General features: G+C 37.1%; 23 protein-coding genes and 4 pseudogenes. 11 read left to right on the top strand and 16 right to left on the bottom strand.

The features are described from left to right. The first annotated feature begins 371 nt into the window (after positions 1-371). Complete coding sequence (locus AC0KVP_RS07155) at positions 372-1,673, top strand: hypothetical protein (protein ID WP_473339943.1); 1,302 nt, start codon at positions 372-374, stop codon at positions 1,671-1,673. A 622-nt stretch (positions 1,674-2,295) separates the two neighbouring features. After that, positions 2,296-2,586, top strand: coding sequence for a hypothetical protein (locus AC0KVP_RS07150; protein ID WP_473339941.1), 291 nt, complete (start codon positions 2,296-2,298; stop codon positions 2,584-2,586). A 159-nt stretch (positions 2,587-2,745) separates the two neighbouring features. Here the strand turns inward: AC0KVP_RS07150 and AC0KVP_RS07145 are convergent, their stop codons facing one another. Next, on the bottom strand, positions 2,746-3,507 hold the full coding sequence (locus AC0KVP_RS07145; protein ID WP_473339939.1) for a hypothetical protein: 762 nt from the start codon (positions 3,505-3,507) through the stop codon (positions 2,746-2,748). A 5-nt stretch (positions 3,508-3,512) separates the two neighbouring features. Next, positions 3,513-4,226 (bottom strand): hypothetical protein, encoded by a 714-nt coding sequence (locus AC0KVP_RS07140; RefSeq protein WP_473339937.1) that lies wholly within the window; start codon positions 4,224-4,226, stop codon positions 3,513-3,515. 390 nt (positions 4,227-4,616) lie between these two features. Between AC0KVP_RS07140 and AC0KVP_RS07135 the strand changes: the two genes are divergently transcribed. Both AC0KVP_RS07135 and AC0KVP_RS07130 read left to right on the top strand, forming a co-directional pair. Beyond that, the gene (locus AC0KVP_RS07135; RefSeq protein WP_473339935.1) at positions 4,617-5,327 is read left to right on the top strand and encodes an outer membrane protein; all 711 of its coding nucleotides are present in this window, start codon (positions 4,617-4,619) and stop codon (positions 5,325-5,327) included. 204 nt (positions 5,328-5,531) lie between these two features. Beyond that, a complete protein-coding gene (locus AC0KVP_RS07130) occupies positions 5,532-6,008 on the top strand; it encodes a hypothetical protein (protein WP_473340451.1) in 477 nt (158 codons plus the stop codon). 74 nt (positions 6,009-6,082) lie between these two features. Here the strand turns inward: AC0KVP_RS07130 and AC0KVP_RS07125 are convergent, their stop codons facing one another. The 3 genes from AC0KVP_RS07125 to AC0KVP_RS07115 all read right to left on the bottom strand — a co-directional run bounded on the left by AC0KVP_RS07125 (position 6,083) and on the right by AC0KVP_RS07115 (position 7,682). Further along, the gene (locus AC0KVP_RS07125; RefSeq protein WP_473339933.1) at positions 6,083-7,072 is read right to left on the bottom strand and encodes a phage late control D family protein; all 990 of its coding nucleotides are present in this window, start codon (positions 7,070-7,072) and stop codon (positions 6,083-6,085) included. A gap of 75 nt (positions 7,073-7,147) precedes the next feature. Continuing rightward, positions 7,148-7,351 carry a hypothetical protein gene (locus tag AC0KVP_RS07120; RefSeq protein ID WP_473339931.1) on the bottom strand — a complete coding sequence of 68 codons (204 nt, stop codon included), beginning with the start codon at positions 7,349-7,351 and terminating at the stop codon, positions 7,148-7,150. Next, positions 7,311-7,682: a hypothetical protein gene (locus AC0KVP_RS07115; protein WP_473339929.1), complete on the bottom strand. Its 372-nt coding sequence runs from the start codon at positions 7,680-7,682 to the stop codon at positions 7,311-7,313. The genes AC0KVP_RS07120 and AC0KVP_RS07115 overlap by 41 nt, the downstream gene beginning before the upstream one ends. 157 nt (positions 7,683-7,839) lie before the next feature. On the opposite strand from AC0KVP_RS07115, the gene AC0KVP_RS07110 reads away from it, so the two are divergent. Then, positions 7,840-9,741 (top strand): acyltransferase family protein, encoded by a 1,902-nt coding sequence (locus AC0KVP_RS07110; protein ID WP_473339927.1) that lies wholly within the window; start codon positions 7,840-7,842, stop codon positions 9,739-9,741. A gap of 86 nt (positions 9,742-9,827) precedes the next feature. Here the strand turns inward: AC0KVP_RS07110 and AC0KVP_RS07105 are convergent, their stop codons facing one another. The 8 genes from AC0KVP_RS07105 to AC0KVP_RS07070 form a co-directional block, all read right to left on the bottom strand. Continuing rightward, positions 9,828-9,971 (bottom strand): hypothetical protein, encoded by a 144-nt coding sequence (locus tag AC0KVP_RS07105; RefSeq protein ID WP_473339925.1) that lies wholly within the window; start codon positions 9,969-9,971, stop codon positions 9,828-9,830. 268 nt (positions 9,972-10,239) lie between these two features. Next, complete coding sequence (locus AC0KVP_RS07100) at positions 10,240-10,551, bottom strand: hypothetical protein (protein ID WP_473339923.1); 312 nt, start codon at positions 10,549-10,551, stop codon at positions 10,240-10,242. Then, entirely contained in the window at positions 10,535-11,161 is a 627-nt protein-coding gene (locus AC0KVP_RS07095) for a phage tail protein (RefSeq protein ID WP_473339921.1), read from the bottom strand. Before AC0KVP_RS07095 ends, AC0KVP_RS07100 begins: the two co-directional genes overlap by 17 nt. Continuing rightward, positions 11,158-11,688, bottom strand: a complete 531-nt coding sequence (locus AC0KVP_RS07090; protein ID WP_473339918.1) for a phage tail protein I — start codon at positions 11,686-11,688, stop codon at positions 11,158-11,160. Before AC0KVP_RS07090 ends, AC0KVP_RS07095 begins: the two co-directional genes overlap by 4 nt. Next, positions 11,685-12,602, bottom strand: coding sequence for a baseplate assembly protein (locus tag AC0KVP_RS07085; RefSeq protein WP_473339916.1), 918 nt, complete (start codon positions 12,600-12,602; stop codon positions 11,685-11,687). Before AC0KVP_RS07085 ends, AC0KVP_RS07090 begins: the two co-directional genes overlap by 4 nt. Continuing rightward, positions 12,599-12,937, bottom strand: a complete 339-nt coding sequence (locus AC0KVP_RS07080; RefSeq protein ID WP_087011070.1) for a GPW/gp25 family protein — start codon at positions 12,935-12,937, stop codon at positions 12,599-12,601. Before AC0KVP_RS07080 ends, AC0KVP_RS07085 begins: the two co-directional genes overlap by 4 nt. Beyond that, entirely contained in the window at positions 12,937-13,260 is a 324-nt protein-coding gene (locus tag AC0KVP_RS07075) for a hypothetical protein (RefSeq protein WP_473339914.1), read from the bottom strand. The genes AC0KVP_RS07080 and AC0KVP_RS07075 overlap by 1 nt, the downstream gene beginning before the upstream one ends. Further along, positions 13,260-13,493, bottom strand: a complete 234-nt coding sequence (locus AC0KVP_RS07070; protein ID WP_473339911.1) for a hypothetical protein — start codon at positions 13,491-13,493, stop codon at positions 13,260-13,262. The genes AC0KVP_RS07075 and AC0KVP_RS07070 overlap by 1 nt, the downstream gene beginning before the upstream one ends. A 49-nt stretch (positions 13,494-13,542) precedes the next feature. On the opposite strand from AC0KVP_RS07070, the gene AC0KVP_RS07065 reads away from it, so the two are divergent. The 3 genes and pseudogenes from AC0KVP_RS07065 to AC0KVP_RS07055 all read left to right on the top strand — a co-directional run bounded on the left by AC0KVP_RS07065 (position 13,543) and on the right by AC0KVP_RS07055 (position 14,784). Beyond that, entirely contained in the window at positions 13,543-13,791 is a 249-nt protein-coding gene (locus tag AC0KVP_RS07065) for a hypothetical protein (protein ID WP_473339907.1), read from the top strand. An 82-nt stretch (positions 13,792-13,873) separates the two neighbouring features. Further along, a pseudogene (locus tag AC0KVP_RS07060) lies at positions 13,874-14,497 on the top strand (DNA adenine methylase); the annotation flags it as partial. Next, on the top strand, positions 14,497-14,784 hold the full coding sequence (locus tag AC0KVP_RS07055) for a DNA-binding protein (protein ID WP_473339903.1): 288 nt from the start codon (positions 14,497-14,499) through the stop codon (positions 14,782-14,784). The pseudogene AC0KVP_RS07060 and the gene AC0KVP_RS07055, both read left to right, overlap by 1 nt. A 13-nt stretch (positions 14,785-14,797) precedes the next feature. On the opposite strand, the gene AC0KVP_RS07050 is transcribed toward AC0KVP_RS07055, so the two are convergent. Then, positions 14,798-15,811, bottom strand: coding sequence for a tyrosine-type recombinase/integrase (locus AC0KVP_RS07050; RefSeq protein ID WP_473339900.1), 1,014 nt, complete (start codon positions 15,809-15,811; stop codon positions 14,798-14,800). A gap of 362 nt (positions 15,812-16,173) precedes the next feature. Here AC0KVP_RS07050 and AC0KVP_RS07045 point away from each other — a divergent pair. From AC0KVP_RS07045 to AC0KVP_RS07035, 3 pseudogenes are all read left to right on the top strand, one after another. Further along, a pseudogene (locus AC0KVP_RS07045) lies at positions 16,174-16,460 on the top strand (transposase); the annotation flags it as partial. A gap of 11 nt (positions 16,461-16,471) precedes the next feature. Then, a pseudogene (locus AC0KVP_RS07040) lies at positions 16,472-16,609 on the top strand (IS982 family transposase); the annotation flags it as partial. Then, positions 16,610-16,708, top strand: a pseudogene (locus AC0KVP_RS07035) (sodium:dicarboxylate symporter); the annotation flags it as partial. It abuts the pseudogene before it with no gap. A gap of 57 nt (positions 16,709-16,765) precedes the next feature. On the opposite strand, the gene AC0KVP_RS07030 reads toward AC0KVP_RS07035, so the two are convergent. Both AC0KVP_RS07030 and AC0KVP_RS07025 read right to left on the bottom strand, forming a co-directional pair. After that, positions 16,766-17,266 carry a Dps family protein gene (locus AC0KVP_RS07030; protein WP_473339898.1) on the bottom strand — a complete coding sequence of 167 codons (501 nt, stop codon included), beginning with the start codon at positions 17,264-17,266 and terminating at the stop codon, positions 16,766-16,768. 162 nt (positions 17,267-17,428) lie between these two features. Further along, positions 17,429-18,454 carry an IS30-like element ISAba125 family transposase gene (locus tag AC0KVP_RS07025; RefSeq protein WP_004994718.1) on the bottom strand — a complete coding sequence of 342 codons (1,026 nt, stop codon included), beginning with the start codon at positions 18,452-18,454 and terminating at the stop codon, positions 17,429-17,431. Positions 18,455-18,581: the final 127 nt, after the last annotated feature.

Here is an 18,581-nt window from a genome sequence, read left to right as displayed (position 1 = left end):
CGAACTACTCAGCAATAGGCCCATTTGTGTCAGTATCAGAAGGGTATCTAAGCGATGCGTTCAACTATGGTTGTCGGATTAAAGCACCTAATTATCCTGTTTGGCAATACAACTTTAGAAGGTACAGTAACCCTAACTACAACCCTAATGCTAGTCTGCCAGAACAGTACATCTCATTCAGCACCATCGCCCAAAAAATTCTATCTAACACACTCAGCACGGACCAAGGCGTATCTTTACTGGCTGAAGCGTACCGCGAGAATGTAGTCAAAAGCCTGTTTAACACGGATCCTGCCAAGCAGTTTGTTAAGCTGTCTGATCTGCTCTCCCAATTTGAACTCAATAAAACATTAAGAATTTAAGGAACTATCATGAGACGAATTGATAGCGTAAACGCTCGTCCAGATGTAAATGGTATTGACAAGAATGGTTTTCATGACAACGCTGATTTATCAGGACAAGATGCCACATATATAACACCAACATGGTTGAATGTCATCCAAGAAGAATTATCCAACCTTCTTGAATTGCACGGCATTCAACTAGATCCAAATAACAATGCTCAACTCTATGGATTGCTAGCGACAGATGCTGACTTATTAGCTTTATCTGAAGCAGTTGAAAATAGTCTTACTCAACTACGTAATTTACTTGCAACTAAAACATCGTTAGATCAAGCGATTAACTATGTAATGTCAAACATCCAACAACATAAGGATGCAACAAATCCACATCCTCAATATCTACTGGCTTCAACATTTGGTGTGCATTTAAAAATGAATGCATTTTTAACCACTTCAACCATAAATGAACATAAGGTTCTTGGCTGGAATGGTGAGGATGGTATATATGATTATGTGATTGGATCTAATTGGAAATGGGGTAAAAGCGGTTATGGTACGCTGACATTTAAACCATTTCGTGCTTATGGCACATTTCTGCTTAACTGTGTTTTAGATGACATCTATGTACTACATATTACCGCTAGATATTTCAATTCAAGTGGCGTTAAAACACACGAAGAGCTAATCATTAACCACAACTCAGCAGTTCGCGCTGCAACGTTAAAGTCTCTCATCACTATTGAAAATGGAGGCTATGTAGAGTTGGACTGGGGACTTCGAATCAGTACTTCTCATATGGGACAAGCTACAATTGGTTTGTTTGTAGAGGATCGGGTGAAACGCTTTAGTCCTGTGGGCTATACCTCTGTTGTTGACTTCTCCAATTTTACTCAGGATGACAGCACTGAAGTACTCGAAGACTACAGCATCTATCCAAACTATGAATGGTTCTATTACGTTAGTTCAAATAATCAATATTTGGAACTAAACCATTTAGCTACATTTGAAAGTCCAGTGATGAGTATTCCGCACTACCATCGCAATTTACTAGCAGCTAATACTGATTTATATATCACTATAGCAGTTGGTAAACAAACTGTTGAATTACCAACAGCTGATTATGTAGAAGTACAGATCCAAGTCCTACGTGGTGCTACTGATACTGTGGGTAACATTGTAATTGAGATCCCATTCTCAATGCGTAGCATTGATAGACCAAACAATGAGAAATTAGTTTATACCATTGCTTATTATACTTCTGAACCAGACATCACTAATGGAGTTCCTAGTGGTAGCGTTGATGGCAATCACCTTTTATATGTGCCTTGAATTTAGGCAATATCAAAAGAGAACGTTAGAACACGTTCTCTTTTTTAGTGCAAAATAAGTGCAAATCTCTAAGTGCAGAATGAAATCAAAAATAGTGCAAAAAAGGCCGAAAACTTACACAATGATGACACAAAACGAGCTTTCTTTGCGATATTAAATACAGCAAGTAAAGCAAGCACTGCACCAAGCAGACATTAAAAAAGGCCTATAAACTACTGTTTTTGCTTATAAACCTTTGATAAATATATGGTAGGCATATCCGGACTCGAACTGGAGACATTTACGATGTCAAGATGAAGTCAAAACCCGACATAAGCCTTTAGAATATAACAATTTCATTGCTTATTTTTGAACGTATTTTAGTCACTTTCTTACTAAACTAGACCCAATAAAATCAATAATTTAGAGCATCATTTCTCTACAGCTTTTTTGACTTTTACTTCAAATTGCTCATAGGAATTTTGTCTTAAATAAGCCCCATGTACTGAAAATAACTATCTCGCCCTCAACATCAAAATAAAGATAAATTATGTTGCATATTAATTAATATTTGTGATGAGATTTGCATTAACCAGTTATAAATCTAAAATAGAACGAGGGGCAATAATAGAGGTTCAAAGCTATGAATTTCGATGTATTCTTTTCAGAAAAAGACCGCTTAGAAGCGGTAAACACAGCTAAACAAATGGTTTTCTTACCTGATAATTGTTATTTTATAGAAAACCAACCACTCAACATCAATTTCTATCAGAATGAAAATCATGAGATTTTTGCTCAGGTCATTGTTGCTTTCCAAAACCACGTCACAGAATTAATTACAGAACAAACGCTTATTCTTAAATTCCAAGATCGGGGTCTACGAAGTGCTTGGGAATATGTAGATAGCCAAACTAAGAAAACGTGGCTAGTCTAATAAGCTATTATCAATAACATAAGCAACCAACAAAAAAAGTCTTTACGGAATATTGAGTCGAACCAAAGAACGTTGTTTTACTGGGTAGTAACGTTAAAGACAAATAAAGCGCCTCACGGCGCTTTATCCACTTTCAAAAGTGATTTCATACAAAACTCATTACCAGCATTTTCTCAATATTTCTGCGGTAAACTTTGAAGCGACACTTCCCCACTGATTAACCACAGATGCACAAATTCCCATATAAGGTAGCGAATTATTGCATTGAATATTCAAAGGAAGTCGAACTCCGTTCAACTTAGCAACAAGATCTTCACCAGGACCTCCCCATGTTTCTGAGGATGATTGTGCAGCATCTGCAGCCACATTATCATGTTCCGTTGCCTGCATTTTCGACAACTCTATTGCTTTGGCCTTATTGCCCACCTGAGCTTTTGCTTGTCGGATTAAATCAGCAACATCTGTATTTAAAACACTATTGCGCATTTCTTGAAGCCCTGAATCTTGATAATTTTTTATCACAGGCGCAAGTTGGCTATAAGTTCCACTGCAACTGGTACTGTCTACCATTTTCTGAGTAAACTCAAGGTTTTTAAGCGTGCTTATTCTCTTAGAATTATTTGAATCAGTTAATCCCGAATAACCATATGTATTTGACATATTATTTATCGACTGATCAATAATTTGCTTACTATATTCACTATAACTGGCATTAGCCGCGTCAAATTGTATTCTAGCCTCTTTATTCGCCTTATTTAGACGCAGATCACCATTTTTTTGTGCCTGATTAAGTAAAGCATCAATATCATCTTCAGAAGCAAAAGTTTGCTGACCAATATATAGCACCGCTGCAAGTGTCAGGGCTGACTTAAAAATAACACTAAGTTGCTTGTAATTTAAGTTTTTAAATTTAAAAAACATATTGTTTACTTCTGGAAAACAGCTTTATGTTCTACGCCTGCCGTTTGAACAACGACGGTAATTGGGTCACTTGTTTTCACTTTTTCAAAAAACACTAAACCATCAACCACTTGCTTTGGCTTTAACTCAGTTGTATTGAGTACAGAAGAAGTCACTTGTTGAGTTAATGCATTCATAGTATCGGCTGTGTATTTAATTGACTGATTATAGTTATTAGAAGTCAAATTAATACTATCTACCATTTGCTGCTGTGTAGATTGGGCCAATGATGTATCTCCCGATAAAGCTCCTACTACACCAACACCAAAAGCAAGCGCACCCATTGCACCAGCTAAGATTGCATCGTTACGATCTTTCTTTTTCTGAATATCATAGAGTGATGTTGTGGTTAAAGCAGTGATAGGCTTTCCATTTTTAATAAGCTGTACTTTTCCTGGTCCAAATGTGAGCTTTTTCTTACTTAGATTAGCGACAGTCACTCGAACAGGCAAACCATATCTTGCAATTTCTTTATAATGAGTTGAGGTAGTCTCCATTTTACTAATACGGACAACATAATCCCCTTGTTTTGATTGGATTTGACCATCTGCTGTCAATGTCTGGTTAGTTCCCAGCAATGGTTTAGTCGGTGTGGTTGCGCATCCAACTAATGCTATGGTCAGCAGACCTACAGCAAAGATTTGTGAGTGTTTGAAAAAAATATTATTTGCCATGTCCATAATAATTACGTCCCTATCTATCAACCCTTTGTTGACGGCGTAATTATAAATAAGAAAAGACATCTGATGTAACATAACATGTACACAAAATTTACATATTATTAACAACAGATCAATCACTAATCATAATTTTTACTTTTTGCAATAAAGCTATCACCAATTAAGACTTCCTTAATGGCTTCAATTGAACCTGAAAACCCAAGCTCTTGAACAAGTTTGAAATAAAAATAGTACAGCCCATACCACTCTACTTTTCACCTCTCACTAGTTCAAAATTATTAAAAAAATCACAAAAATTTAGAACAATGAGCCTAAACATGTAACAAAATGCAATAGAAGTACAAAAATAATGCGATATTATCAACATAATAATAACGATGGAGATACACGATGAAACGACTTCTACTTATAACTGCTATTTCATTTTCTAGCTTAGCTTATGCTGACAACGGCTTCTATACATCACTTAAAGCGGGCATCAGCGATACAAAATTTGACAATAGTAAAGATCAAATCACATTTAATGACGTTGATTTCAAAGAAACATTACATAATAAAGATGATGATAAAACCATCTACCCAAATATCTCTGCTGCTGTCGGTTTTGATTTCAGCAATATCAGCAATATCAATGCTCGTGCTGAATTAGAATACACATACAAAGACAAAGATACATTTAATCCTGATATTAGTAGAATTCAATTTGGCGATGAATCTGAATCTATAAATGAAGAAAGCCCTTTCCTAAAAGAACTACGTAGCCAATCTTTAATGCTTAATGGTTACTACGATTTTAAAAATGCATCAAAATTTACTCCTTATGTAAGTGCTGGTGTAGGTGTAACACGCATTAAAAACACAACACAACTATTTGATTCTACAGATCAAAATCTATCAGATACAGACAATAGTTTCACTTGGGCAGCAGGTCTTGGTGTAGCGTACAAAGTGACAGAAAATGTTGCTCTTGATTTAGGTTATCGCTATGTAGACGCTGGGGAGTTTGAGTTTAATAAAACTGTTGATGAAAGTGTTAAATTTAAAACTACCGCTGATTTAGTATCACATGACTACTCACTTGGTATTCGCTACAACTTCTAAGCGTTCTTAACAACTGAAGGGGATAATTTATTATCCCCTTTTCTTTTTGGAAAAAAAGGAAACCATGATAGTGCGCTGAACCCTATCATGGTTTCATATAAAATATTGATGCTCAATGCAAAATTTCAAGATTTTTGCAGAGGGTGTATTATATTGATTTTAGGGAAATTTAAAAGTATAAGAACAAGGTGACAATAAGTGAAAATGTTCCTGTTAGTATTAGGTTTTGGGCTTGTAGCCGTTACAGCTAGTTATTTTTGGGATGAGAAAAAATCCGAGTTATATCCAAAAGAATTTGTTCTCGATTGGGGAAACAGAATGAAAAGTTCACCGAATGGTGGGCCTGGAAGAAATTGTTTTCCTACCAATTTTTCAACTTCTGAATACCCTGAATTAAAAGAAGAACTATTAGAAGCTGAAAAACTTAATATGTTTCATCCAGATCAATCAGGAAATGGACTTTTAAATGTTCCTCTAAAAAACTGTTTTAGTGAAGCAAAACTCGTTGAATTAAAGGTTGATAAGTCTGCGAATATGGCTTGGGCTGTATATCGCTGTGAGAAAGATGAAATGGGACTAGAAGTTAAATTATCTAGCTATGATAAATGGTGTAGCTATACTAGCTATTTAACAAAATGGAATTTCCCTATAGGGAAATATACTCCTATTTCTATGCCCTAGAGTTTTTACTGTAGCCGTCTATTTAACCTAATTAAGCTTCTTCGAATGTCTCCTTAAAAGATAATTCTACTCAGCTATCTATCGTTCAACCTTTTTACTGCCTCAATACTAGTCTTAAATCCAACTGATTTATCAATACTATGTGTGGCTTGCTCAATCATCCAATCTCCAGCAATTCCCTCCCGAAACCCCACAAGAGTAAGCGGCTTCTCGGCTGAGATTTCAGGATTACCTGGTAAATTTAAACTCAATCGCTCTTCACCACGGCGTGATTGATCTATTGACGCTTGAGCGGCTGATTGTGCACTTTTAGCATCTTGATAAATGTGCCTAAGTCTTTTGACTGGCTCTCCCTCACCAACTTTTACCTCATGCTTTTTAGCACCCTTTTTATCATGCCAATATGCGATTGCGGTACCTACACTATCGCTTGTACTTGACGTCATTTCCCAATCACACACCTGCTGCTTTGCTAAAGTTAAACTTGGTAATTCAATCTCACCGCGCTTAACGAATAGCAGTTTCCCACCTGCAGGTTTACACACCACATCGTATCTTTTGGCGATGCGCATTAAAAAGTTCATATCCGACTCATCAGACTGGTCAAAATGAGGAAGCTTCAAGGACGACACCGATTTACTCACAATAGGCTCTAGACCATGCTCTCTTGCGATCTTAGTCACTACAGCAGAGATCGTCGTACCTTTCGGCCATGAGCGTGTTTTTTGCGAAGACAACGAAGTCATTCCGCTTTTACTGGTCAACTGCGGCAGCGCACGGCCACGGATCACCATTTTTTCGGGTGGACCTGATAAGGATATTTCACTGACGATAAATAGTTCCATATCTGTCATGGCATAGTCATAGCCCATAGAGATTCTTAATTCAGCGCTCTTTTTAGGTAACTCAATCGGCTTAATCGGATCATCTATAAGCGAAATCTCACAGGTATCTGACTCATAACCTGTGCCATCTGTGACTGAAATCGATTCATAAAGGTCTGTAATCAAGGTTGTGATATCTGCACCATTCGCAATTACAGAAAAGCATGGTATTAGTCCCATAGTTTCACCTTTCGAGTCTCAGTGCTCTGTTATACTTCGGGTAATTCCATCAGCACACCAGCAGGCAATAACGCCTCATATTGAGATATCCCAAAGTTCACTTCTAATATCCGCGATAATGACTGCTTTTAATCGTTCAGCAATACCAATTAGTTCAGCCACGACTGGATTCGAAGTCGCGGGAGTCTGGCCAACTGCTGCAGTGCGCGTATGTGTATATTCAGGTGCAATTAGAATCTTAGGTACGAAACCCACAATGTTTTTTGCGGCTAAGTTCATACGTACCCGTATTTGCATCAACGCCGCCTAAAACATTAGCCAACGTCGCAGCTGCTGTTTCGCCCTCTTCAATACGCACGACCACCAACACAGCACCAATTTGATCAAAGATAGAATCAATAGCTTGAGGTAAAGTACCAGTCTCGCCCAGTTTGGCTGCTTCAATTCGAGACCCTGCAATCAGTACAGGTTTATTAAGTGGAAAAATTAGAAGATCTACATCAGGAGCCGACCCAATGATACCAATGGTCGAACTTCGAACTGTAGTAATGGGACGCGAAACATCATCTACCGTGACGTTTTGAATCCCATGTAAAAAAATATCGCTCATGAACCGCAATCTCAGTTTAAGATTTTTGTTCATTTTTACGATTTAAACTGTGGTTTTCATTATTCAATATTGTGCAAGAGCAACCACATTCTATTATTTCTAAAAATGATATAGAATTCATTGTTGTTCAGCATTTTAAATTAAACAAATAGTAGAAATGAATTTTAGATACGATATTAACGGACTCCGCGCAATTGCCGTCCTTGCAGTAGTAGTATTCCACTTCAACCCACAATGGTTACCAGGTGGATTTGCTGGAGTAGATGTTTTCTTTGTCATTTCTGGATTTTTAATGACATTGATTATTTTTAATGGCCTAGAAAAGAACACTTTTAATCTATTCAAATTTTATAACGCTCGTGCGAATAGAATTATTCCTGTACTAGCTGCGATGTCAGCGGTGCTGCTTGTATTTGGTTGGTTTTATTTAATACCAACAGACTATCGAGACTTAGGAAAGCAAGTCGAAAAGAGCTCTTTATTTATCTCTAATCTTCTTTTTGCCAAAGGTGGTGGCTATTTCGACACCGCAGAACATACTAAATGGCTACTTCATACTTGGTCGCTATCTGTTGAATGGCAATTCTATATTTTCTTCCCAATCATCATTATTGCGATTAAAAAATATTTAAGTTTCAGCAGCTTAAAGCGTATGGTTTTAGGACTATTTTTAGCAAGTTTTATTTACTGCATTTATGCAACTGACAAAGATAGTAAAACTGCTTACTTCCTACTTACAAGCCGTGCTTGGGAGATGCTACTTGGTGGATTGGCATTCCTTTATCCTTGGTCATTAAAGAATAAAATACAACTAATCGGAGCTCAGTGTGTTGGCTTAGTCATGATTTTTGCCTCGTATTTTTTGATTTCAAAAGATACTCCTTGGCCTGGTTACATGGCTCTTATTCCTGTACTTGGCGCATATTTAATAGTAGTTGCTAACTATCAAAATAACTTTTTAATAAACAACCCTATTTCCAATTATATTGGTAAATGGTCTTATTCCATCTATGTATGGCATTGGCCGTTAGTTGTTTTAGGATTTTATTTTACCTTCGAAAATTGGTGGATTTATGGGATTCCACTATCAATTTTACTTGGCTTCCTAAGCTATCAATTTATTGAAAAAGTTAATTTCTCACGTTATTCATCATGGAAAGAAATATATAGGGTTAAACCTTTTTATATTTTCTTAATGATTGTAGCTTGTGGTTATATAGTTAAAGAAACTGATGGTATAAGATTTCATTACTCCTCCCAAATATTAGATATATTAAATGAAAAAGACAATAAAAATCCACATAAGTGCCTATCACCAAAAGATGATGATGATAATTTACCCTTATGTAAAATAGGTAATCAAAAAAATATAAAAATGATAATTGTAGGCGATAGTCATGCCGATGCTATTACAACAGCAGTTACAGCTTCTTTAAATTTAAAGAATGAAGGCGCTATAGCACTCGTTAAATCTGGCTGTGCTTATAAATTTTCGAATAGATATAATACTACTGACTGTAATATTTTTAATAAAAAAAGAACTGCTTATTTACAACAATACAATGGTGTACCCATCATTATAAGTAATCGCTACACTACAAAGTTTTTAGGTGAAAATGACCCTGAACGCGATAAATTCAAAATTAACAAATTAGATTTAAATACCCAAAACAATGATTATTTTTTATTTGAAAAAGACTTGCGCACTAATATATGTGAATTAGCTAAAAATTCACCTGTATATTTAGTTTTACAGATACCTGAACTTGGATTTGATGCCCCTAATGTAATGGCTAGACAATTATTAAATGGTGGCCCTAAAGTAAATAGTGTTAGTTTTCTGAAGTATGAAGAACGCTCAAATCGTACCAATACAATTTTAAGAAAAGTAGCAAAATCTTGTCGTTCTACTATTTTAGATCCGACTAAAATCTTATGTAAAACAGGTAAATGTATTTCAAAATACAAAGATCGGCCAATTTACCGTGATGGTGATCATTTAAGTGAGTATGGAAATAAACTTTTAACCCCTATGTTTAAAGAAGTATTAAATCCATAATAATAAAGCCCTCAAATAAATATGAGGGCTTTATTTACACTAATTTGGTTTTTATTTTGCACTTAAATATTTGCATTTAATTTTCGCTAAATCGTAAGTGCGTACTCCCACATTGCATCCACCGCTTCATTGCTTAAACCAAGTACTGCTTGCATTTCATTAATACTGTTGTCTGTACGCACAAAACTGGTTGCTTCTTTAAAGCCGAGCATTGTTAATTCACGTGTCATTTCATCTTTAATTGTGAGAATTTGAGTTCAATATCAGATGACTTATAGCCACTTTCAAGTAAGCAACGCAAGAATTGATATCGTGTTAGTTTTGGATACTGTGATCGTTTGTATTCTAGCTTTTCTTCTTCCGACATATACTCTTGCGGATTGATATGTTGATTAATTTCTTCAGTTGTCATTTGTATATGCTTATCTGTAATCAGATGATCTTGTGAACCATCTTGTTAAAACTCATAAACCAAACCATCTTTTTTATAAAGTTGTCTCATTGCTCTACCCATCTCGAAATTGGTGAACCTGTTACTTGATACTCTTTACCAGGATTAACGATAGCTAACATCGTTGATGAATCATAATAATGATTTGCAGCTTGAATCTCTGAAAAAATGACTCCATCAACAACAATTGTATTTCTAGCACTGTTAGAACGACCGCCAAAAATAGAAACAACTCGAGGTATAATATCTGTATTTGTATAAACAGTATTTAATAACCGAGTACTGGTCATATCGACAGGAGATTTTGTGCCCACGCCTAGCAAATTAATGTTTGCTGTTCCATCAAAATGGTATACCATTAATCATACGTGCTGTAGCAAGTTTCATTGCACTTGTAGCGTTACCATTCTTATCTAATTTATTATCGTTTAAAACTTTTACTTGTTTTTCAGAAGCAACTTTTGTTGCGTCATTTGTTGTTAGATCGTCTACGATTTCAGAACGTTTTATATAATTTTCATCTATCCATGCCTGTGTTGCATAAATTAATGACTCATCTAATGTCAACTCAACAACTGAACCATCCGTTACATTTTGAGTAAAATGCAATCTATATTCACTGACACCACTGGGATCAGCTACCTTTTCAAATGGTGCGTGTGAACCATGTGAAATCAACTTCCCATTTGCAATGATGCCCATTTCACGAATTGTAAAGCCACCAACATCAGATGGAATAATTGTTTCAATGACAATCCAATTGGTATTTGTTGCATGTCGCTCATATTTAGTCACAGCTTGACGATGAACTTCACGAACTAAAGATGTCCGTGTTTTAGTTAGTGTCGGCACAGATCCATTGCCATCACCAAACGCAATATGTGTGATATTTAGTTTTGAATTGTTAGCAATCGCATTGGCAATTGCAGCATCACCAACATTGGTTGTGACGTTAAAATAATCACTCATGCTTTAGGCTCGCTGGAAAAAGTGAATGCTGTTTGATGCACAAGAATATTGCGGATCGTTAAAATAGGATTTGTTGTAACCGTCAGATTGGTTAAATGTCTTGAAGCCGCTTTTGCATCAGAAACAAGTCGACTAATTTCATTATAAACTTCTTGATCTAAGCTTTTCCCAATTAAATCCAACTCAAGATTGAAAGTACCTGGTATTAAATTCGGAACAGCCTGAAACCATTCAATTAGCTTTACTTCATAACCAAAGGGTTCTAGTGCACGTTTGATTGCCGCTGCTGTTCCCTTAATTCGATGTTGTTCACGTGAATTCTTAATCACATTTCGTTTTAGGGAGTCTTGCCAGTTCTCATCCCAATAGTCGACAGATCTTTGCCACGCGATAAATGGTAAAAACTGTGATGGAACATCATCAATATCCTTGACCACCCGAATCGTTGGTAGATCAAAAGCGGCTTTCCCGACTTGAGTAATTTTGCGTTCTAATTCGCTGGCATTTGGTGGAAGTAAACTATTCATTCAATCCCTCCAATAGCGATCGCTTTAGAAGAACAATATGGATGGTGATAACTATCCATAACCAAATCATTTGCTGGAGAGGTTATGACTACACGCTGAATACCATCCACATGCAAAGCAGCATAAATTGCGGATAGATAGATACTTCCCCCATTCTTTTGGGCATTTTTAATGTACTTATCTAAACGCAAATTTGCGGCTTCAAGTAACAAGGCATCCTCAGCATTTTTACCAACATAGAGCTGGGCTTCGATTTGATAGTTTGTTGCGCTACTCGCTTTAACTGTTGGTCTATCACAGACCGGACGCACATGATCAGGATCTAAAGCATTTTGAACAGCTGTGATCAATTCCGCGGATGCTTCACCATTTAAGCTATCAACCTGCGTAATCACAATATCAAGTAAATATGGATTAGCCTCATCGGAGCGAACCTTAATACCATCCACACGACCATCTGCGGATAAAGCAAAATAGCGATAGGCATTTGCAGATCCAGCAGTATTCATCCCATCAAAAGATAATAAGCAACGCTCTCGTAAGCGCTCATCGGACTCATAGACTGCATCAATCGGTGGAATAGCGGTATTATCGGCAGGCGTAACTAAAAGTCGAACTAAGCCATACTCCGTGAGTGCCAAATGATCTAGATCTGCTTTTTCTGCATAGGCCAATAAAAGTGAACGTGCATCAGCATTGCATTTGGCGACATATAGCATTTCTAAATACGCATTTTCTTGAAGCAACTTAGTAACAGGTTCAGATTCACGCTTAAGTGTTTCACGGATTTCTGCCTGTTGATCTAATTCATGTAGTGCTATAAAGCTTTCTTTTCTTTTTTCAAAAAACACCTCAAAGCTTAATTCACTGATTAAACTTGGTGGTGGTAATTGAGAAAAATCAACAGTACTCATGAGCTCACCACTATTCCATCTAACTGAACGGTTTTGCCGTCTAAAACATATTTACCTGTAATTTTTAAAGTGATCTGGCCCAGCTGTGCACTGGTAATATCAACTGCACTGACAAGCAAGCGATCCTCCCATTTCATTAGTGCTTCAGCTGTGGCCGCGTAAATATCTACCAATGTGCCGCGATTTAGTGGGGCATCAATTAGAGAAAATAACTTAGAGCCATAATCACGGCGCATCACACGTGAACCAATTGGCGTATTTAAAATATCCGCAATGGATTGTTTTAAATGATCAAGACCAGTTAAGGATCTGCCATTAAGTACATTCATACCCATTAATTGACCCCTCCCGTACTGGAGTTACCCGATTGCACACCTTTGTGCGTATGAGCTCCCCCAATGCTTTTGCCTTTGTGCTTTACATCAGATCCGTTAAATTCAACAAGACCATCAACGACCAAACCACCATTAATAAAAACTTTTCCACCACTGCCTGATAAATCAATATTTAAGGTATGGCTGGCTTTGTCATACTCAACCACAGTGCCATCCGCATAAATATGCTTTGGATTTTCAGTGGTACCCGCATTAGGGAATGCAGTTTGAGATAAAGCAAAAGCAATTACGCCTTGAGACAAATCACCTGATGGCGAGAGCACTAAAACCTGCTCACCTTTAGAATACAGGGTGCAATGTGCCAGTCAGGACGAATACGAAGTTCTAAGCTGTAGATTGGATCGGTAAAGAAAATGCTCGCTTCAGGCATGCCGTAGTTGTTCTGCATGTCTGCATAAGAGCTGAGTTTCTGTAGGTTGGCCACAATACGTTTTGCGCCTTCAACCTGTTCAGCATCAACTAAAATTTTGCCTTGATTGGCCTGTTCCCATGCCAAAGCCTCTTCTTTACCAGCCTTTGTACGACGGTCAAACTTTGGCGCGATAATGAACTCATGTTCAAACTGTTCGGGCTCTAAGAACAGGGTGAAAGACCAGAAAAATATTGCAGAAGTAGCTTACCAACAAGCTGACGCAATGATTGCTGAACGTGAAAAGGAGGATGTCGAAACTAAAGATCAAATCAAGCAAATGCTAGTTGATGCGATTAAGGAAGAACATCCTGATATGCAAACTACAGTTTTCTTACCCGCGCGTGACCTGATTTACCAACTCACAACTGGCAAGCCGTTTTAAGGAGCTAATCAGATGAATGCATTTGTAGAATTACCAACTGCATCACTCATTGAAAAAATGAGCAATGAGGAATGCTGAATTACGTGACCAACTAATTGAGCAACTAATACTAACTCCATACAGTCGAGAAGAATTTGAAGATGCATGGAGTGTGGCCACAACTGAAGTTGAACGTGCAAGACGGGTAATTATTCGTGCACAAATGGGTTTTGGATCTGCTGGAGCAACTAAAGGGATTACTGGTTTCCGTATCGATACTAAACGCCAATATGGAACAGCCCAATCATTGTGGGCTACCTATCCTGAACATCTGCAGGTAATAGGTCAGCGTTTAAGCTCTGTACTCATTGAAAACCGCCCTGCTGTTCAGGTTTTAAAAGACCATGACGCTGCTACGACTCTGCATTATGTAGATCCACCTTATGTACATGACACTCGGTACTCAGGGGCTAAGACTGGAAGAATATATCGTCATGAGATGGACGATAAAGACCATCTAACTTTATTGAAAACATTACTCGAGCTAGAAGGTATGGTGATGCTATCAGGCTATCCGAGTGAGCTTTACGACGATACTTTAAAAAATTGGAAGCGTATTGAAACTAAAGCAAGAATTTCTGCTGGTCGCGGTACTGATGTTCGAACTGAATGTCTTTGGATTAATCCAGCTGCTCAACATCATGACTTATTTGGAGGGGCTGCTTAATGGGAGCATTAAAATATACAATTACAGTTGAATCGGATGCTCCTCCTAGAATCTTCTTAGGCTCAGACATCGGTGGCGCGACTGTAGTCGGAATGCAACAGGAAAAAGTCGAATTGGTTTCTGCTGCGGATATTGCGCAACGCAATGGCCTTTCAGTTGCAACGGTACGCAGACGATTGAGTGCTATCAACCAAGGTACAGAGGGTAAGTTCCTCTATGATCCTGTTAAAGCATCCCAACTCTTAAAAGACAGTAAATCCAAACGTGGAAGAAAGAGAGCTTGCTAGGCTCTCTTTCTTTTTATGAGTTAAACATTTCAACCAGTTCATCTGCATCCGGGTTGTAGTAAACATTCACCAGAACTTCAATTTTTTTATGGCCAGTAATTTTGGCTAATACTTCTACAGGTAATTTTCTAATTTTCACCATTCTAGAAATCGCTTCATGGCGCGTGTCATGAAAATGGAAATCATCAATGCCTGAATCAGCCTTTCTTCGTTCCCACAATTTTCTAAATGCATCCGCACTCTGTGGGATGATTTGTTCATCTTCATGAGGGATCAGGGTAATCAGCTCTTTAGCAAACTGAGAAAGCGGTACATTACGTTTAGAACCGTTTTTAGTTTTTGGTAGGTGAACATAGCCGTCATATACTTCTGAGCGCTTCATATTTAGAATTTCGCCCTTACGCATAGCTGTTTCTATCGCAAATAAGAAACCCCAAGCAACATAGTGCTGTGGCAATGTCGGCACCTGTCCTATTTCATATTCCAATAGTTTGAGCATCGTATCAATTTCGGCTTGAGAAATTCGACGGTACCGAGATTCAGGTTTGACAGGTTTAGATATCTGCATCCAAACATTTGAATCAAGCAAAAACATTTCTTTCTGAGCATATGTATACATTGCCGAATAAAGCGAAATTTCTTTAAGTACTGTATTTTCTTTTACTTCGGTGCAACGCTTATTTCGCCAGTTGGTTAAATCGAGCGGTGTGATGTCATGAATGTTTTTATGGGCCAGCTCACCCATTTTTCTTTCGAAGGTTTTGTACTGAGTCAAAATCCAATTTTTAGACTTCGTGTGCTTGCCTACTTTCTCCAAGTAGACATCAAATAATTGCATGTAGGTGAAAACTGGTTTTTCATTTATTGGGGCTTCTTCTTTGGCACCTGCCTTCAATTCAAGCATTTTTATTGCCGCCCACTGTTCACATTCTTTTTCTGTATCGCGGGTTGCTGAGTAACGCTGTCCATCGAACATTAATTCAATTCGATAAGCATCACCACGTTTTCGAGCTTTGGGTAATTTCATCGTACAGGTCTTGGCGTAAATTATGGCGTATTTTCACCAAAAAGCGCAACAAATGCACCAATTGCACCAAATTACGGGCAAAAAAAAGACCTACAAGTTATTGATATTAACTGTAAGTCTTTGAATTTATTTGGTAGGTATATCCAGACTCGAACTGGAGACCTCTACGATGTCAATGGGTGGTCACATATGAAAAATCAACAATTTAGGTACTATTGGCGCCCATGTTTCGCCCATGTTTTTTGTTACAATTTAGTTTACCATTTACACAAAAATATCGATGTTTACTATCTATTGGTTCACTACTCGGCTTTGTTGTATAAAGCTATTCTTAAAGACTTCTTCAGTAATATAATTTCTAAATGAAGAAGCCTGCATCTAAAATCTATCGTACAACGAATTGGTCCTCTTATAACCAAACTCTAATCAAGCGAGGAAATATTTCAATTTGGTTCGATCGTCAGACTAAATGGCATGCTCAGCCACAAGCTAAGCATGGAAGAAATCAAACCTATTCTGATAGAGCAATTCAGTGCTGTTTGATGATCAAATCTATCTTTCGACTTTCTTTGCGTATAGTCACAGGTTTTGTGCAAAGTCTAATTGAACTCAGTGGTTAAGTTGGACAGCACCAGATTATTCCACACTTTGACGACAAAAGCAGATGAATACCATCTAAAACAACGCAATAAAATAGAAACTTTATTCAGTTTTCTTAAAGGGGCTTACAATCTAGTGACGACTAGAGCGAGAAGTGTTGCAGGCTATTCAGCTGGTATTTATGCATCTCTGTTTGCTGTAGGAAATGCTTGCGCAACAATCGTTCTTGCTCGTTGGGATAATGCTTTGGAGAAAGATGTACTAGATGAAGTTTTAAATAAACCAAAATCATCTTAATCTCTAGTTTATTCAAACCCTTGAATAAATATATATTCAAGGGTTTTTTTACATCTATTAATCTTCTAAAATACTTCTTAACATCCATGCAGTTTTTTCATGTACTTCAAGTCTTTGTGTAACTAAATCTGCTGATGGCTGATCGTTTACCTCATTGACAATTGGAAAAATTCCTCTTGCTGTTTTTGCAACAGATTCGTGAGCATTCACTAATAAACCAACCATGTCTTGTGCTTTTGGAACACCCTCTACTTCCTTGATTGCGGTCAATTTAGCAAACTGTTTGTACGTACCAGGAGCAGGGAAACCTAATGCTCTAATACGTTCTGCTATAGTATCTAAAGCATTCCATTGTTCAGTATACTGATCCATAAACATGTTATGTAAACTATTAAACTGGGGCCCTGTAACATTCCAGTGAAAATTATGCGTCATTAAATATAAGGTATAACTATCTGCAAGTAGTTTTGACAGGCCAGAAACAATTTTTTCTCGATCATTATGCGAAATACCGATATCAATCTTTATTGCTTTTACTTCTTTTTTAGGACTAGCCATGAATCTCTTCCTTTTGTAATAAGTACATGATTTTAAAAAATGAGAACCAAATGAATGTAGAGCTTAACTATTAAGACTATATATGAACCTACTCAGAAAGCAATTACGAGTAAAAAATTACCATTTTAAAAATTGTCTATATCATTCCTAATGACGGCGAATTCAAACATGAGGTGCGACAGTTTCAAAAGCCATATGATAATCAACAAGCTGAGCAAATTTCTCTAATGGTGTAAGCCAATCTAACGCCTTTCTAGGACGAGTATTCAGTGACATGGCAACTTGATTTAAATAATGCTGATCTGCCTGATTTAAATCAATCCCTTTAGGTAAATATTGCCTAATTAAACCATTCATATTTTCGCATGTGCCTTTTTGCCAAGGTGAATGTGGGTCACAGAAATATACATCTATGCCTAAATCTTCTTCGAGTATTTTATGTTCTGACATCTCGCGTCCACGGTCATAGGTCAACGTTTTACGCAGTTCTGCAGGTAAATATTTCAGAGCTTCAGTTAAAGCCTTGCGCACTGATTCTGCCTTTGCATCAGGTAATGTTGCCAAGATACAGAGCCGTGTATTTCGTTCAATAAGTGTTGCTATCGAACTTTTATTGTCTTTACCTTTAATTAAATCAGCTTCCCAATGACCCGGTATTTTTCTTTCTTGAACTTCGGCTGGGCGCTCATGAATAGTTTTAATATCCTGTAATATAGAATCTTTTTTAGGTTCACCGTTAGCTTTTCGCTTTTTATTTTCATGACGCAGACAGGATAATAAGTCTTTTTTCAACTCACCCTTTGGTAATGCTCGTATCGTTGAATAAATCGTTGTATGGCTTACATTCATTGTTTGATCCAAATCAGGAAATGTCTTTAAACGCTTTGCTATTTGCTGAGGAGACCATAAACAACGGATCGCTTCAACAATAAATTTCCAGAGGATTGAATCGATTTTGAGTTTTCTGTGACCACGTCTACGTCTAGCGAAGGTGTTATCAGAAGCATATCGAGCTTGATAAACGTCATTGATGCTATTTCTTTTAAGCTCACGATAGATCGTACTAGGATGTCTTTTAATGAGTTCAGCAAATTTTCTGGCTGAAAAGCCTTCTTTTCTTGACTCAAGCATTAATGCAGTACGATCTTCAAAGTTAAGATGATGGTATGACAATTTTATATACTCCATAAACCCTTTAAATTAATTAGGTGGTTTATGTCGCACTTCAAGTTTTACTCTGCCGACTATTAATTTCGATCTTAGTTATTGTGCATATAAAAATTGTATATTTAACATCCAACTAAAAAATAATTTT

This window comes from Acinetobacter sp. DL27 (assembly GCF_055810995.1).
This window is presented reverse-complemented; position numbering and strand designations above follow the sequence as displayed.